This window comes from Pseudomonas sp. B6(2017) (assembly GCF_002112765.1).
Taxonomy (GTDB): domain Bacteria; phylum Pseudomonadota; class Gammaproteobacteria; order Pseudomonadales; family Pseudomonadaceae; genus Aquipseudomonas; species Aquipseudomonas piscis.
Genome location: NZ_NEIQ01000006.1, coordinates 62,096 through 77,684, shown reverse-complemented (window position 1 = coordinate 77,684; position 15,589 = coordinate 62,096). Strand labels below are relative to the sequence as shown.

Genomic DNA, 15,589 nt, shown 5'->3' with positions numbered 1-15,589 from the left:
TACCACGCATTGTCCCCGGCCGTGGCATCCGGCGGCCGATTCCCGGGCTGCTCTTGATGGCCGTGCCGGGATGGCGCGTCACCCCGCAGGGCAACGCGCCGCGTTGACTATTGCTTGAGCGGATCTGGCAGGGCGGCACCGTTGCCCAGCCGGTTGAGCACGAACAGGTATACCAATCCTGCGACCACCCAAATGGCGCCAAGTTTCTGCGCGTCCACGCCCATGTTGTACATGATGGCGCAGACGATCACGAAACCGATCGACGGGCAGACCAGGTGGCGCAGCACCTGGCCGGACTTCTGCCGGCGCCAGTAGAAGTTGATCACGGTGATGTGCAGCAGCATGAAGCCGCTCAGGGCGCCGAAGTTGACCAGCGAGGTGAGGGTGTCCACCGAGTCGATGAACAGGTAGCAGATCACCAGCGACAACAGCGCTACCAGGTAGATGCTGATGTGCGGGGTGTTGTGCTTGGGGTGGACCTTGGCCAGCACCTTGGGCAGCTTGCCGTCGCGGGCCATGCCGAACAGCAGGCGCGATACCGCCGCTTGCGAGGTGATGGCCACCGCCACGCCCCAGGCCAGCGCCGTGGCCACCCCGGTGAGGGTCGCCAACCAGCTGCCGGCTGCCAGCTCGGCGATCTCGTAGAAGGCGGTGTCGGCGGACTTGAAGCCCATGCCCGCTGCCAGGTCGGTGGCGATCCAGGTCTGCACCACGAAGATCGCGCCCATCACCACCAGGGTGATCAACGCTGCCCGGCCAACGCTACGGCCGGGATCGCCCTTGACCTCTTCGGCCAGGGTCGAGATGGCGTCGAACCCCAGGAACGACAGCACCGCGATCGACACGCCCTGCATCAGCATGCCGAAGTGGAAGTTTTCCGGGCTGTAGAGCGGCGCCAGGGTCAGCTCGCCGTGGCCGGTGCCGCCGTGCAGGGCGTTCCAGGCGTAGAACAGGAAGATCCCCAGGACCACCAGTTGCGCCAGCAGGAACAGGATGTTCATCCGTGCGGTGAAAGTGATGCCCCGCAGGTTGACGAAGGTGGCGCTGACCAGGAACGCCAGGATGAAGCCGACCTTGGGCACTTCCGGGTACAGGTGGTTGAGCGCCATGGCCGCGTAGACATAGAGCAATGGCGGGATCAGCAGATAGTCCAGGAGCATCAGCCAGCCGGCGAGGAACCCCACGTGGGGGTTGAGGCCACGCTGGGCATAGGAGTACACCGAACCGGCGATGGGAAAGGCGCGGGCCATGGCGCCGTAGCTCAGGGCGGTGAAGACCATCGCCACCATGCCGATGATGTAGGCCAGGGGCACCATGCCCGGAGCCTCCTGGTTGACATAGCCGTAGACCCCGAACGGGGCGATGGGGATCATGAAGATCATCCCGTAGACCACCAGGTCGCGCAGGTTCAGCCCGCGCTTGAGCTCCTGCTTGTAGCCGAATTCTTCAATCTCCATGAAGCACTTCTCCTTGTAGCCAATAGGGGGCAAAGCCCGCAGCGTGCGTCGTCATTGACGCTTGGGCCGCGGGCCGGTGTTTGAACCTGGCAGGATCAAAGACACACCACAGCGGTTTTTCTGATTGTTATTGCAGTCCTGCTAACAGCGTTATTGGATGATCCTCGGTGCTCTTGAGGCACTACAGCAACGGCGCCAGGCAATCGCTCCAGTGCTGTACCGCCTGTGGGGTGCGCAGCAGGTCGTTGCGCACCTCGATCAACACCGATTCCAGGCCCCGGGCATCGCCGTGCACCGGTACCGTCATATCGCTCAATGGATCGATTTCATAAGGCTGGTTGCCGGCCACTTTCAGCGGCAAGGTCCACAAGCCTTCCAGGACCCGGGCGGCATAGGCGGTGGCGTTGCCATAGAGCACGCCGATTTCCAGGTCCCGTGGCTGGCCGTAGTACACCGGGGTGAAACTGTGGATGCCCACCACCCGCACTTCGCGGCCCTGGGCCAGGCGCCGGTCGATGATCCGCTGCAAGCGCTGGTGGAATGGCGTGAACAACTGCTGGCGCCGGTACTCGCGGGTCGCTTCGTCCAGGTGCTGGTTGCCCGGCACCTGGTAGATCTCGCTCTGCAACGGGATGCTGTCGGGGGCATGCCGTGGCCGGTTGAGGTCCACCAGCAAGCGCGAGTAGTTGGCCGCGATCAGGGTCGCGCCCAGGGCCTGGGACAGGCTCTGGGCCAGTTCCAGGGCGCCCGGGTCCCAGGCGATATGCTCGCGGGCCGCCACCGGGTCCAGTCCCAGGTCGTTCAGGGCTGGCGGAATGTAGTGGCTGGCGTGCTCGCACACCAGGATCAGCGGATGCTCGGAGTCTTCCCGGAACAGGCGATAGGCCGGCTCGGTATAGAGTCCCAGCTCGGCGGATTTAGTACAGGTGTCCATAGTGCTCACAGAGTTGGGCGGCGTTCAGGTGCTCGGTCAGGGACACTTCCTTTTGCTTGACGGCGAAATAGGTATCCAGCAGCGCCTGCGGCAGCAGTTGTCGCAACTCGCGGTTCTCGCGCAGGCAGTCCAGGGCCTGGGGCAGGTTGCCGGGCAGCGGCACGATGCCGCTGGCCCGACGCTGTTCGGCGCTCAGTTCATCGGGGACCTTGTCGGTCACCGCATTGAGCGCCAGTTGTTGCTCGATGCCCAGGCGGCCGGCCATCAGCACCACGGCCATGGCCAGGTGCGGCGAGGCGGTGGCATCCAGGGCGCGGAACTCCAGGTTGTATTGCGGCGCTTCAGGCTTGCCGCCGATGGTCACGGTGGGGCAGATACGCAGCGAGGCTTCGCGGTTGCGCAGGCCCAGGCAGGCATAGGAGGCGCTCCAGTGATGGGGCTGCAGGCGCGCATAGGAAATCGGTGTTGGCGCGGTGAAGGCGCACAGCGCCGGCAGGTGCTTGAGCACTCCGGCGGCCCAGTGCTGGCCCAGGCGCGAAAGGTCGTCGCCGCTCACCGCTTGCGGATCGTAGAGCAGCGGGGTGCCTTCCAGGTCCTGCAAACTCAGGTGCAGGTGCACGCCGTTGCACACCGCGTTCTCGGCGGTCTTGGGCGCGAAGCTGACCCGCTGCCCCAACTGCCGGGCGATCTCGCGGGTGATCTCGCGCACGTTAACCGCCCGGTCGGCGGCGGCCAGGCCCTGGGTCGGGCGGCAGGTGACCTCGTACTGGTGCTTGCCGTATTCGGGCAGGAACATTTCCGGCTCGACCCCGGCGGCGCGCAATGCCGCCAGCAACCAGCCGCCGAAGCTCGCGCCCTGGCGCTGGGCCTGTAGCGAGAACGCCAGGTGTTCGGCCTGCTCGCCGCCGGTGTCGAGGTTGAACTCATGCTCGAACGCCGCGATGACCTGGATGCCCAGGGCCTGGTAGGCCTCCAGCTCGTTACGCAGCAGGGTGCGCGGGCAGGCTGCCCAGGGCTGGCCATCGGTCTCGCGGATATCGGCGTGGATGAACTCCAGCGGCGGGGCGAAGGGATCGGGGCCGGCGCCGACACTGACCCGGCTGTCCAGGTCGGGAATCAACCGCAGGTCGCCATAGGCGCCCCAGGGATTGTCCTCGGCGATCAGGTCCTGGGGTGTCAGCGCGCTGTTGGCCGGCACCCAGCCGCAGCCGCCGAGCCGGTAGTGCTCCAGTTCGTCGCTGGGAAACGAGCGTCCGCGCGTGACGCCGATCAGGTCGGTGGTGACGATGCTGGTCATCGCCACCGGGCTCAGGGCCTCGATGTCCTGGCCCCGGCTCATCCGCGGATCTCCCGCAGGCGGCCGAGCACGGTGGCGGTGTCGGTGATCCAGCAGTAGCCCTTGATCGCATCGAGGCAGGCCTGGTGCCGGGCATCGCTGTAGGTGGCGCAGGCGTCTTCCACCAGGGTCACCAGGTAGCCGCGGTCGGCGGCATCGCGCACGGCCATGTCCACGCACTGGTCGGTGACGATCCCGGCGACGATCAGGTGGCGAGTCTCCAGGTTGCGCAGCACGTAGTCGATGTTGGTGGAGTTGAAGACCCCGGACGACGTCTTGGGCAACACGATCTCGTTTTCCACCGGCTCGAGCTCGGCGATGATCGCCGCTTGCGGGCTGCCCTTGGGCAAGTGCATGTCCGACAGCTTGTGGTCCAGGGAGCGGTCACGGCCGTCGGCGGTGAGGCTCTCGATGATGGTGTGCAGCACGTTCTGCCGAGCCTCGCGCACCGCGGCCAGGAGCTTCTGCTGGTTGGGAATCACTTGCTCCCGGGCGCGCTTGAGGAACGCCTCGCCTTCGGGGCCTTGCAGGTGCGGGTCGAACTGCGGCTCGAGCCAGGCCCGTTGCATGTCCACCAGCAGCAGGGCGGTGTGGTCGACGACGAAGGGCAGGTCCCGTGGCGAACGATGGGGCAGGCTGAACATCCTTATTTCTCCTCCAGCACATGAGTGGCGAATTCGGCCCGCAGGGCATCGATGCCCTCCAGGCGTTGATCCAGATGGGTACTGCGCGGGGTCATGCAGGCGATCAGCGCCTCGACCTGGGCCAGGGCCGGCACCAGGCTGTCGAAGGGCGACAGCGACTCCACCGGGGCGCTGATGATCAGGTCCGCCAGTTCGCGCAGCGGCGACGCGTAGATATCGGTGAACAGCACCACCCGGGCGTTGCGCGCCTTGACCGCGCTGGCCACGCGCAGGGCCTGGGTCTGGTAGCGGCGATAGTCGAACAGCAGCACCACGTCCTGGCGCTGTACGTCGAACAAACGGTCCGGCAATTGCGCGTTGTCTTCGAGAAAGAAGCAGCCCGGGCGCATCAGGCGCAGGTGGTTGAGCAGGTACTGGGCGAGGAAGCTGCTGAAGCGTCCGCCGAAGCAATGCACCGAGTGCCGGCTGTCCAGCAGCCAGTCGGTCAGCACGCGGATGTCCTCGGGCTGGGTCAGCGCCTGGGTGTCTTGCAGGGCCCGCTGGCTGTCGGCCAGGTAGCGCCCCCAAGTGTCGCCCCGGGCCACCTGGGCCTTGGGGTGGAGCAGGGTGCTGGGCGAGCGCAGGCGGTCGTCCATGTCACTGAGCAGTGCTTCCTGGAACTCGCCGTAGCCGCTGAAACCGAGCTTCTTGACCAGGCGCACGATGGTCGGGTCGCTGACCCCGGCATGCTCCGCCAGCCGCGACATGGGCCCCAGGCCGTTGCGCGGATAGTGGTCGAGCAGGGCTCGCACCACCTTGCGCTCGGAGGGCGTCAGATCGAGGGCGGGGTTGGTGATCAGGTCTCTGAGAGAAGGCATCGGGGCGCCTTGTAGGCTGGGTGTAGTTTTTGTTTCATAAAATGGCGAAAACGATATTTATGTAATGGACGCTACATGTCCAGTGAATTTTTGGAAGCTGGGCAAATGCTCTGGAACGGGGTTTTGCCCGGCGTCCTGCTGTCATGTATGAGAACTCGCCCTGGGTGACAGCAGGGTTCACCCGGCGAGCGTCTCGCTGGCAACCCTGGCCGCTGCCCAGCCGGCGCGGCACCCACGGCGCTTCGGCTAAACCCGCGCGGCGCCATGGGTGTAGGATGCCCGGTCGCCAATCCATCGGAGCGCTGCCCGTGCAGGCCACCCGTCTGACCCTGATCTGCCATGCCCGTACCCTCGCCCAGAAATTGGCACGCTTGCCCCAGGACGAGCCGCTGGAGATGGACTGGCAGGCCCAGGCGGCCTCCCGCGCCGCCGAGCTCAAGCGCAGTACCCGGGTGCTGTGCGCTCCAGAGCTGCGGACCCGGCAGACCGCCGCGTTGTTCAGCCCCAGCTACCAGGTGGAACCGTCCCTGGGTGACTGCGCCCTGGGTGACTGGCAGGGGCTGTCCCTCGATTTCCTGCAAGAGCGACAACCCCAGGCGCTGCAGGCCTGGCTGGCGGATCCGCACCAGGCCCCGCCGGGCGGCGAGTCGGTGGCCGAGCTGTGCCAGCGCGTGACCCGCTGGCTGGAGCGACTGGCGCAGCAGCCCGGGCACTGGCTGGCGGTGACCCACCCCTGGGTCATGCGCGCCGCCATGCTCGAGGCGCTCCAGGCGCCACTGCACAGCTTCAACCAGATCGATATCGAGCCCCTGTCACGCCTGGACCTGAGCCACGCCGGGCGCTGGCGCCTGCGCCTGGATGGTCGCCCCTGAGGTCCGGCGCCGGCATTTCTCCCGGGGCCAAAGCAGCCCATACTTGCCCGCTGGCATAGCAGCGGGAGCATCCCTTCATGAAAACCGTCCTGGTCATCGGCATCGGCGCCGGCCACCCCGACTACATCACCATCCAGGCGATCAAGGCGCTGAACCGCTGCGACGTGGTGTTCCTGATGGACAAGGGGCCGAGCAAGGATTCGCTGATAGACCTGCGCCGCCAGTTGTGCGAGCGCTACCTGACCGAGCGCCCCTATCGTTTCGTCGAGGCACAGACCCCGGAGCGCGAGCGTGGCGAGGTGGATTACCAGGCCAGCGTCAAGGCCCTGAACCGCGAGAAGCAGCAAGTCTTCGAGCGCCTGATCGACCAGGAGCTGGAGGAGGGCCAGACCGGGGCGTTCCTGGCCTGGGGCGACCCGGCGCTGTACGACAGCACCTTGCGCATCCTGCAGCGGATCCTGGCCGCCGGCACGGTGCAGTTCGACTACCAGGTGATTCCCGGGATCACCAGCGTCCAGGCCCTGGCCGCGCAGCACAAGGTGCCGTTGAACCGCATCGGCCGTTCCCTGGAGATCACCACCGGCCGGCGCCTGGCGGCGGGGCAGGGAGGCGATGCCGACACCCGGGTAGTGATGCTCGATGCCGAGGACTCCTATCGGCAACTGCGCAACCAGGACCTGGACATCTACTGGGGCGCCTACCTGGGCACGGCGGATGAAATCCTCATTGCCGGGCGTCTCGACGAGGTCGCCGACGAGATCCGCCGGGTGCGCCTCGAAGCCCGCCAGGCCCATGGCTGGATCATGGACACCTACCTGCTGCGCAAGCCCGAGGACTGAGCCCCGCCGGACTCGCGTCGACCCCTTCGCCGGCAAGCCGGCTCCTACGGGCGCGGTGGCGGGGCGCTTTCCCGGCCGCGGCCGAAGCGTTCGCGGTACACCGACGGCGGTACGCCCACTAGGCCGCGAAAAGCCACGCGAAAGCTCTCCACCGAGCGATAACCGCAGCGCAGGGCAATGGTTTCGCTATTCTCGCTGCCGCTTTCCAGCAGTTCCCTGGCCCGGGCCAGCCGTTCATGCTGCAGCCAGGCCTTGGGCGAGGCGCCAGTGGCGTCGTGGAAACGCCGCAGGAAGGTACGTTCGCTCATCAGCGCCTGGGCCGCCAGTTCGCTCACGCTCAACGGTTGATGCAGGCGCTCCCGGGCCCATTGCATGAGCCGCGAGAGGTCGCTGCGCGGGGTGCGGCTGACCGGCGCGGGAATGAACTGCGCCTGGCCGCCGGTGCGTTGCGGCGACATCACCAGGCGCCGGGCAACGCTGTTGGCCACCTGAGTGCCGAAGTCCCGGGCCACCAGGTGCAGGCAGGCATCGATACCGGCGGCGCTGCCGGCGGAAGTTATCAGTTGCCCGGCATCGACATAGAGTACATCCGGGTCCACACGGATATTCGGAAACCCCTCGGCCAGCTCGCGGGCATAGCGCCAGTGAGTGGTGGCGCTACAACCATCCAGCAGCCCGGTCGCCGCCAGAACGAACACCCCGGAACAGATCGACAGCAGCCGCGCGCCGCGTTGGTGGGCCTGGCGCAGCGCTTCCAGCAACCGCGGCGGCGGCGCCTGCTCGCGGCTGCGCCAGCCGGGAACGATGATGGTCCGCGCCTGCTCCAGCAGCTCCAGGCCACCGTCGGCCAGCACCTGGATCCCGCCCAGGGCACGCATCGGGCCGGGGTCCACGGCGGCGATGGTTTGCCGGTACCAGGGGAAATCGAACTCCGGCCGGGCCAGGCCGAAAATCTCCACGGCGATGCCGAACTCGAAGGTGCAAAGGCCGTCGTAGGCGAGAATCGCCACCAATCCAGGGTGCTTGTGCATTTGGCGGAAAGTTACCAGTCGTTGTCTGGGGCGCCACTGTAGTCGTAGGGGCAGGGCGGATAAAGTCCTGCTCACCGCCACCCTGATACCTGGAGAGCCCCATGACCAGCCTGGTCCGCAGCACCGCCGCCGCCCCGTGCGCCCGTGCCCTGATGCATTTTTCCAACCGCCTGAGCTTTGAAACCGACTGCTCCGATGTCTATTCCAGCCAGCAGGCCGGTGCCGTGGATTTTATCCTGGTGGACGTGCGCGGCCCTGAGGCCTTTGCCCGGGGCCATGTGCCGGGAGCGATCAATATTCCCGTGCGCCTGCTCACCGCCGAGCACCTTGCCCACTATCCGCGGGACAGCCTGTTCGTGGTGTATTGCGCAGGCCCGCACTGCAATGGCGCGAACAAAGCCGCGGTAAAGCTCGCGGCCCTGCAGTACCCGGTCAAGGAAATGATCGGCGGTATCACCGGCTGGCTGGATGAAGGCTTTGCCCTGAGCAGCCAGGCGCCAGGCGCGCCAACCCCGACCTTGCCCTGTGCCTGTTGAAGGCCGTCGTCGCGGCGGCACCCCTTGGCCGCCCAGGGCCTTCGAGCGCCAAAAATGAGCCGTCATGGGGCAAGTCTCGGCTTTGGCCGGGGCGCGTGCACCACGGCGCAGCGCAGGCAAAAGCGCCCGGCAGCGGGCGCATGTTTTTTATAAGTATTTGTCGCATGAACACAATTTGCATCCAGGGTGCCGCTCTAGACTGCTGGCCACTTCGATTGGCCCACGATCGAATTCTGCCAACAAGAAACCTCCGTCTCCTGGAGCTATAAATGAACAAAGTTGTGCTATTCGGTGCCCTGGCACTGTCGCTGTTTTCCTTCACCGCTTCGGCCGACGAGGCCAAGCCGATCCGTATCGGTATCGAAGCCGGCTACCCGCCATTCTCGATGAAGACTCCCGACGGCAAGCTCGCCGGTTTCGACGTGGACCTGGGCAACGCCCTGTGCGAGCAGATGAAAGCCAAGTGCACCTGGGTCGAGCAGGAGTTCGACGGCCTGATTCCGGCGCTGAAGGTGAAGAAGATCGACGCCATCCTGTCGTCCATGACCATCACCGACGATCGCAAGAAGAACGTCGATTTCACCATCAAGTACTACCACACCCCGGCTCGTTTCGTGATGAAGGCCGGCACCACCATCAAGGACCCGCTGACCGAGCTCAAGGGCAAGAAGGTCGGCGTACTGCGTGCCAGTACCCACGACCGCTTCGCCACCGAAGTGCTGGTGCCCGCCGGCATCGACCTGGTGCGCTACGGCTCGCAGCAGGAAGCCAACCTGGACATGGTTTCCGGTCGCGTCGACGCGCTGCTGGCCGACTCGGTCAACCTTGACGACGGTTTCCTGAAAACCGAGGCCGGCAAGGGTTTCGCCTTCGTTGGTCCTGAGTACAACGATCCGAAGTATTTCGGTGGCGGTGCCGGTATCGCCGTGCGCAAGGGTGACAAGGAGCTGGCGGAGAAATTCAATGCCGCCATCACCGAGATCCGCGCCAATGGCAAGTACAAAGAAGTGCAGGACAAGTACTTCACTTTCGACGTCTACGGCGAATAAGCCGCTGGCATGAAAAAAGGTGGCGATCGGCTCCCGGTCGCCACCTTTTTTATGCGCGCTGTTCTATCCTGCGCCACGCCTTTTTTCCGGAGCCAGCATGCAACGCATCGACCACGCCCTGCCTTGGGGCCACCTGGGCACTTCGCGCCAGCTCAGCGTATTTCGCTTCGGCAACGGCCCGCGCAAGGTCTACATCCAGGCCAGCCTGCACGCCGACGAGCTGCCGGGCATGCGTACTGCCTGGGAGCTCAAGCAACGCCTGGCGCTACTGGAAGACCAGGGGCGCCTGCAATGCACGGTGGAACTGGTGCCGGTGGCCAATCCCATCGGTCTCGACCAGCAGGTGCAGGGCAACCATCTGGGGCGCTTCGAGCTGGGCAGCGGCAAGAACTTCAACCGTGCCTTCGTCGAGCTCAGCGGTCCGGTCGGCGACCGGATCGGCAAGCTGTTGGCGGATGACGCAGCCGCCAACGTGACCCTGATCCGCCGCACCATGCTCCAGGTGCTGGACGAGCTGCCAGCCCCGCTGTCGCAGCTCGAAGCCCTGCAGCGCTTGTTGTTGCGCCATGCCTGCGACGCCGATATCACCCTCGACCTGCATTGCGATTTCGAGGCGGCGATCCACCTGTATGCCTTGCCCCAGCACTGGCCCCAGTGGCAGTCCCTGGCGGCGCGGCTCAAGGCTGGCGTGGCGCTGTTGTGCGAGGACTCCGGGGGCAGTTCCTTCGATGAGTCCTGCTCCGCCCCCTGGCTGCGCCTGGCGCGGGATTTCCCGCGGGCGGCGATCCCCCTGGCCAACCTGGCCACCACCCTGGAGCTGGGCAGCATGGGCGACACCCGGGTCGAGCAGGCACGCGCCAACTGTGAAGCCATCCTGGGCTTTCTTGCCGAACAGGGGCTGATCGACGGCGACTGGCCGGCGGCGCCGCAGGAATGCTGCGAGGGCATGTCGTTCGACGGTACCGAGTATCTGTTCGCCCCGCACCATGGCGTGGTCAGTTTCCTGCGTGAAGCCGGGGAGTGGGTCGAGCGCGGCGACGCCTTGTTCGAGGTGGTGGATCCGTTGAGCGACCAGGCCAGCATCGTCCGGGCCGGCACCAGCGGCGTGCTGTTCGCCCTGGATCGAGGACGCTACACCCAACCGGGGATCTGGCTGGCCAAGGTCGCCGGCCGCGAACCCATGCGCCATGGCAAGCTGGTCAACGACTGACCCGTTACACACCGCGAACCGCCCGTTGCCGAGCTTGCAGTGGGCCTTTCACCACCCGGCCGCCTTGCGGCCCATGGGGCTCAAGCCTTGTTCCGATTGTCCCTGTGCATCCGCTGGTTGTTCGCCCTGTGCCTGCTGGCGGCGACGTTCAACCACCTGCATGCCGCCTTTACCCATGGCCTGCTCTGGGATTACGCCTATGGCGTCGCTACGCCCCTGGCCAGCCGGGCGTTCTGGGGTTCGCTGACGCTATTGGACCCGCTGGCCGTGCTGCTGTTGTGGCGGCGCCCACGCTGGGGGCTGGGGTTGACCCTGGTGATCATGCTGGCGGACGTCCTGCACAACAGCTTCTATGTCGCTGCCCACCACCAGTGGCTGGCGTCTTTCTACTTGTCCCAGGTGGCGTTCCTGCTGCTGGTGCTGTTGCTTGCGCCGCTGGCCTGGCGGGGGCTGGCCGGCACCGGGCAAGCGAGATGCCAGCGCTTGCCCGGCTGAATTGGCGCGAGCTGCCCAGGGTGGTCATGGTGACGGGCTCTGGCGGCTGCTGCTCCAGCCAGGCCCACAGTGCTAGGCTCTGGCCGTCGATTTTCCCCACCCAAGGAGCCATCCATGATCCGTTGCCTGGCGCTACTGGCCCTATTAGCCGCGCCCTTTGTCCACGCCGATACCCTGCTGCACGACGACTTGCCGCTGCGCTACCTGGAGCAGGCGCCGGCAGAGACCCGCGACCAGCCGCTGGTGATCTTCCTGCACGGCTACGGCAGCAACGAGGCCGACCTGTTCGGGCTGCATGAGCGCTTGCCGGCGACCTACACCTACCTGTCGGTGCGCGCGCCGCAGACCCTGGACGCAGATAGCTTCCAGTGGTTCCGGCGCCAGGGACAGGGCGCCTATGACGGCGTCAGCGAAGACCTGGCCAGCAGTGGCGAGTTGATCGGCCGCTTCGTCCGTGCGGCGGCGGCCAAGTATCACACCGAGCCTGGCAAGGTGGTGCTGGTGGGCTTCAGCCAGGGGGCGGCAATGGCTTATGAAGTGGGCTTGCGGCATCCGCAAGCGGTGCGCGGGATTGCCGCCTTGAGCGGGAAGATCCTGCCGCTGCTGGCCTCGCAGCTCAGGAGCGAGCCAGGGTTGCAGCGCCTGGGGATCTTCATCGGCCATGGCACCAGCGACCAGCGCTTGCCCTACAGCGACGGCGTGGAGGCCAACCGGCTATTGCGCGGGCTGGCCCTGGAACCGCAGTTCCATGCCTATCCGGGGATGGGCCACAGCATCAGCGAAGTGGAGATCCAGGACCTGGATCGCTGGCTGCGCGCACTCGCCCCCTGAACCAGGGTCATTGGCCGAGGATCTGCTTCATCAAGGCCGCATGCCCGGCTTTGTCGGCGGCCCGGGAGATCACCTGGATCACCGCCATGTGCGTACCGGAGCCGGCGATCAGGGTCGAGTTCAAGGTCAGGCCGCCACCCTGGGTGGCGGTGCTGTCGATCTGGCGCACGCCGAGACCCTTGAGGGTGAGGCTTCTTTGCGCCTGTTTCTTGAAGTCCGGCAGTGCCTGGGACTGCTGGACCAGGAAGCCGGCGGTCGCGTCATCGAGAAAGGCGCTGTCGTTGTCCTTGACCTGGGCCCCGTTGGGAATGCGGTTCTGCGCCGCGATCACCACGGTGCGGGTCGTGTCATTGGCGTACAGGGTGCCGCTGGCGCCGCCGGTGCCCTTGGCGTCGTCACCCACCGGCAGGGTCGCGGCGCTGAAGCCCTTGGGCAGGCTGAAGGCCAGCTTGCCGTCGAGCAGCGTGACTTTTTCGCCCGTGGCCTGGCGAGCGGTGGATTTGCCGGCGGCCACGGCGTTCAACGCACCAAGGCCCGCCACGGCGGCGAACACCAGGACCAGGGCTTTTCTAGCTAGGGATGACATGCACGATCTCCGGGCATCTGGATGGAAGGCGCGCATCATCCCACGCCCGTGGCAGCCGGCTCCAGAGGGATTTCTTTCATTGGATCCCTGGCCAGGCGTATCGGGTCTAGGCATCTACCGGCCAGGTACCGCGGCGGACCATCTCTTTCACTCGTTCCGTACCGTTGGCCCGAACCAACAGCTCCAGCCTGGCTTTCTCAATGTCCTGGGCACTCCATAGTTCGGTGGCCATAGTGGCTTTTTCATGGGACCAGCCATTGTCATAGTGGCGCACTACATACTGCTGCTGGTATTCCCACATCTCTGTACCCGGAATGGGGGTGACGATGAACGGGTTGGCATATGCCATGCCGGCTCCCATCAGCCTGACTGCATAATCGGTAGTCCTTTCGATCAGCTCCAGGCTCTCGATGAACGGCTTGGCTCCAGGCGCAGCTGGAGGGTTGACGAAGCCGAGCATGAAGCCTCCGGTCACTTGAATGCCGTGTTCGGTGAATATTTCGATGATTTCGAAGGTGGCCTGCTGGATGGCGTTGAAGCGTGATTTATTGGAATTGACAAGGCTGTCTTCGTTGGCGCTTTCCACCGCCAGGTAGATGTTGTAGCAGCCGTTTTCCGCAATCGAACGAATGAACTCACGTGCAGTCAGGCCTCCTTTGATTGCCGCTATCACATTGCGGTATTGCGGGCTCTTCAGCTCCTTGTCGTCCAACTCTGCGAGGAAGCGCTCTCCCTGATGTAGAAGTACGAGGTTGAACAGGCTCAAGCCGCCTTCCTCGACCCAGGGCAGGTTGTGCTTTTTCAGCAGACGCCCTACTTCCATGGCGTATAGGGGGTCGTGCATCAGGTGATCGTCCTCGATCAGAACTTCAGTGACGCCTTGGTTGACCAGATCGGCCAGGTGCAGGTCGAACCAGTCCAGCCCCAACGCTCGCCATGGGCCATTGATCTTGGGGATGTAGCAGAAGTTACAGTTCACGTTGCAACCGATGGTGGAGAAGATCTGCGCCCAGGCACCGTGCTTGTGCACCCGGGCCCCCGAGGAGTGATAAGGCTGCAGGTAATGATTCATGTCCAGGAAGCTGAAGTCCGGCAACGGCATCACCCCCAATCGCTCATCCAGCTCCTGGCGGGCTGGCACGATGCTCAGGTAGCTGGATTTACGTGACGGGCGGATCAGTTGGCCCTGCTGGCCTCGATACGCCACCCCTGGAACACCATGGATGTCTGCTTCAGGATGGCTCAGTGCGTCGAGCAATAAGGTGAAGGCGCGATCGGCTTCATTGATCAGGACAAAGTCGAATGCTGAATCTAGCAAAGCGTTTTGCCAGTCGCCGCTGGAGTGGGCGCCTCCGGTCACTAATACCAGGTTTGGGTCGATGGACTTGACCAGGTCGGCCAAGGCTCGGGCATTGCCCCACTGCACTGTGTAGTTGCACTGGATTCCGATAATGTCCGGCTGGGCCGTTTCGATGATAGTGCGCAACTGTTCGTCGGTCAGTCCATAGCGCAGCAGGTGGCCTTGATCCACCCTTATCAGCTGTGATTCCTGCTCCCAACCCGCAAACGGAGCATCGACTATCTGTACGTCATACCCGGCTCGTCGGGCGACAGTGGCAATACGTAGCAGGCCGATGGGAGTGCCGGCGCGCTTCATCACCTCGAAGGTTTCGATGCCAATATCGGTAAAAGCGCTACCAGCCGGTGCCGGCTCGACCAACCGTGTATAAGGCGGGACGAACAACAGTACTCGGGGCGCTTCCCCGTGGGCACGCCGGCGAGTTGCACTATGGCTGGTGGTTTGAGAGGGCGCTCCCAGCGACTTGAGAGCCGCCCGGGTAGGCGCCACCGAGAAACTTGGAGCTGCGCGATCAAGCATTGCGGCTCCTTCGGAGGCAATCAGATGCATTTTTCTTGGGTTCCTTGCAGATAAATAATCAGGAGCGGGGCGCGCGCTCAACGGAGGTCGCAATCACGGCTCCGGCAATGATGAGTAGCGCGGGGATGAGCAGAATCGGCTTGGCGTGGGTTTGTCCGACGATGATGAGTAACAGGGTCGAAAACAGTGGCGCCAAGTAGGACAAGGCTCCAAGGCTCGCTAGGTTGCCGTGCTTGGTGGCGTGATCCCAGGCAAAGAACGCCAGGCCGACCGGCCCCAGGCCCAGTCCAATGATGGCTGCCCACTGATGTGCATCTGGTTGGATGGTGGTTTCGAAGGACAGGTGGCAGAGCAGCCCGGCAATGGCGACCAAGCCGCAGATGCCGCCAATGATGCTGCTGGGAACATTGCTGAAACGACGGTTGATCACTGAATAGCTCGACCAGACGAGGGCACAGAGCAGCGCTGCTGCGTAGCCAGCGAACGGCATTGCGGCGATGCTGACTTGAGATCGCTGTTGCATGATAAACGCTGTGCCGGCGAGCCCCAGGAGCGCGCCCAGTACCTGCCTACGGTGCAATGGTTGGCCGCCAGCGAAACTTGCGAGCAAGACGATCAGCAGCGGCCAGAGATAGGCGATCAGACTGGCCTCGGCCGGAGGTGCGGCCTTGAGGGCAAAGAAATACAAGGCATGGTAGGCGAATATGCCTAGAAACCCCGTGGCCCAGACCTGCCAAGGCTGGCGCCAACCTGCAAACCCTGATGGGCCTCGCAGTCCAAGGATCACCAGGCTTGCCAGAAATGCCACGGCAAAGCTTAACGCCAGTAGTTCAAAAGGCGGGATGCCCGCAGTGAGGGTTGTAAGCAATGCCAGACATGACCAAAGAAATACAGCAACGACCCCGATGGCCGTTGCTGATGTTGCTGTTCTGGCATTGCTGGTCGTTCTGGAGGACGTCGTGCTGTTTGTCATGGGCCCCGCCCGATGAGCGTTTCGGAACGGGGATGATAGAAATGTTGGCCTGGGGGGGTA

Annotated in this window: 16 protein-coding genes; 7 read left to right on the top strand and 9 right to left on the bottom strand. The window is 64.6% G+C overall.

What is annotated here, in order from left to right; genetic code table 11:
- Nucleotides 1-107: 107 nt before the first annotated feature.
- From CAG11_RS11580 to CAG11_RS11560, 5 genes are all read right to left on the bottom strand, one after another.
- Nucleotides 108-1,457, bottom strand: coding sequence for an APC family permease (locus CAG11_RS11580; RefSeq protein WP_085596418.1), 1,350 nt, complete (start codon nucleotides 1,455-1,457; stop codon nucleotides 108-110).
- Between the two features lie 181 nt (nucleotides 1,458-1,638).
- A complete protein-coding gene (locus CAG11_RS11575) occupies nucleotides 1,639-2,391 on the bottom strand; it encodes an N-formylglutamate amidohydrolase (RefSeq protein WP_085596417.1) in 753 nt (250 codons plus the stop codon).
- A complete protein-coding gene (locus CAG11_RS11570; protein WP_085596416.1) occupies nucleotides 2,375-3,730 on the bottom strand; it encodes a glutamine synthetase family protein in 1,356 nt (451 codons plus the stop codon). Before CAG11_RS11570 ends, CAG11_RS11575 begins: the two co-directional genes overlap by 17 nt.
- Nucleotides 3,727-4,371, bottom strand: a complete 645-nt coding sequence (locus CAG11_RS11565; RefSeq protein WP_085596415.1) for an isochorismatase family cysteine hydrolase — start codon at nucleotides 4,369-4,371, stop codon at nucleotides 3,727-3,729. The genes CAG11_RS11570 and CAG11_RS11565 overlap by 4 nt, the downstream gene beginning before the upstream one ends.
- A 2-nt stretch (nucleotides 4,372-4,373) precedes the next feature.
- Nucleotides 4,374-5,228 carry a MurR/RpiR family transcriptional regulator gene (locus tag CAG11_RS11560; protein ID WP_085596414.1) on the bottom strand — a complete coding sequence of 285 codons (855 nt, stop codon included), beginning with the start codon at nucleotides 5,226-5,228 and terminating at the stop codon, nucleotides 4,374-4,376.
- A 308-nt stretch (nucleotides 5,229-5,536) separates the two neighbouring features.
- On the opposite strand from CAG11_RS11560, the gene CAG11_RS11555 reads away from it, so the two are divergent.
- Nucleotides 5,537-6,100 (top strand): histidine phosphatase family protein, encoded by a 564-nt coding sequence (locus CAG11_RS11555; protein ID WP_085596660.1) that lies wholly within the window; start codon nucleotides 5,537-5,539, stop codon nucleotides 6,098-6,100.
- A 77-nt stretch (nucleotides 6,101-6,177) separates the two neighbouring features.
- Nucleotides 6,178-6,939, top strand: a complete 762-nt coding sequence (cobF, locus tag CAG11_RS11550) for a precorrin-6A synthase (deacetylating) (RefSeq protein ID WP_085596413.1) — start codon at nucleotides 6,178-6,180, stop codon at nucleotides 6,937-6,939.
- Between the two features lie 44 nt (nucleotides 6,940-6,983).
- Here cobF and ftrA read toward each other — a convergent pair whose 3' ends face one another.
- A complete protein-coding gene (ftrA, locus tag CAG11_RS11545; protein ID WP_085596412.1) occupies nucleotides 6,984-7,970 on the bottom strand; it encodes a transcriptional regulator FtrA in 987 nt (328 codons plus the stop codon).
- Between the two features lie 101 nt (nucleotides 7,971-8,071).
- Between ftrA and CAG11_RS11540 the strand changes: the two genes are divergently transcribed.
- The 5 genes from CAG11_RS11540 (at nucleotide 8,072) to CAG11_RS11520 (ending at nucleotide 12,091) form a co-directional block, all read left to right on the top strand.
- A complete protein-coding gene (locus CAG11_RS11540; RefSeq protein WP_085596411.1) occupies nucleotides 8,072-8,506 on the top strand; it encodes a rhodanese-like domain-containing protein in 435 nt (144 codons plus the stop codon).
- 269 nt (nucleotides 8,507-8,775) lie between these two features.
- Complete coding sequence (locus CAG11_RS11535; protein ID WP_085596410.1) at nucleotides 8,776-9,555, top strand: ABC transporter substrate-binding protein; 780 nt, start codon at nucleotides 8,776-8,778, stop codon at nucleotides 9,553-9,555.
- Between the two features lie 97 nt (nucleotides 9,556-9,652).
- Entirely contained in the window at nucleotides 9,653-10,765 is a 1,113-nt protein-coding gene (locus tag CAG11_RS11530; protein WP_053138046.1) for a succinylglutamate desuccinylase/aspartoacylase family protein, read from the top strand.
- 87 nt (nucleotides 10,766-10,852) lie between these two features.
- Entirely contained in the window at nucleotides 10,853-11,260 is a 408-nt protein-coding gene (locus CAG11_RS11525; RefSeq protein WP_085596409.1) for a hypothetical protein, read from the top strand.
- 114 nt (nucleotides 11,261-11,374) lie between these two features.
- Nucleotides 11,375-12,091 (top strand): alpha/beta hydrolase, encoded by a 717-nt coding sequence (locus tag CAG11_RS11520; protein WP_085596408.1) that lies wholly within the window; start codon nucleotides 11,375-11,377, stop codon nucleotides 12,089-12,091.
- A 7-nt stretch (nucleotides 12,092-12,098) separates the two neighbouring features.
- Here the strand turns inward: CAG11_RS11520 and CAG11_RS11515 are convergent, their stop codons facing one another.
- The 3 genes from CAG11_RS11515 to CAG11_RS11505 form a co-directional block, all read right to left on the bottom strand.
- Complete coding sequence (locus CAG11_RS11515; protein WP_085596407.1) at nucleotides 12,099-12,677, bottom strand: hypothetical protein; 579 nt, start codon at nucleotides 12,675-12,677, stop codon at nucleotides 12,099-12,101.
- A gap of 106 nt (nucleotides 12,678-12,783) precedes the next feature.
- Entirely contained in the window at nucleotides 12,784-14,586 is a 1,803-nt protein-coding gene (locus CAG11_RS11510) for a B12-binding domain-containing radical SAM protein (protein WP_085596406.1), read from the bottom strand.
- Nucleotides 14,587-14,614: 28 nt separating this feature from the next.
- Nucleotides 14,615-15,529 carry a DMT family transporter gene (locus CAG11_RS11505; protein ID WP_085596405.1) on the bottom strand — a complete coding sequence of 305 codons (915 nt, stop codon included), beginning with the start codon at nucleotides 15,527-15,529 and terminating at the stop codon, nucleotides 14,615-14,617.
- Nucleotides 15,530-15,589: the final 60 nt, after the last annotated feature.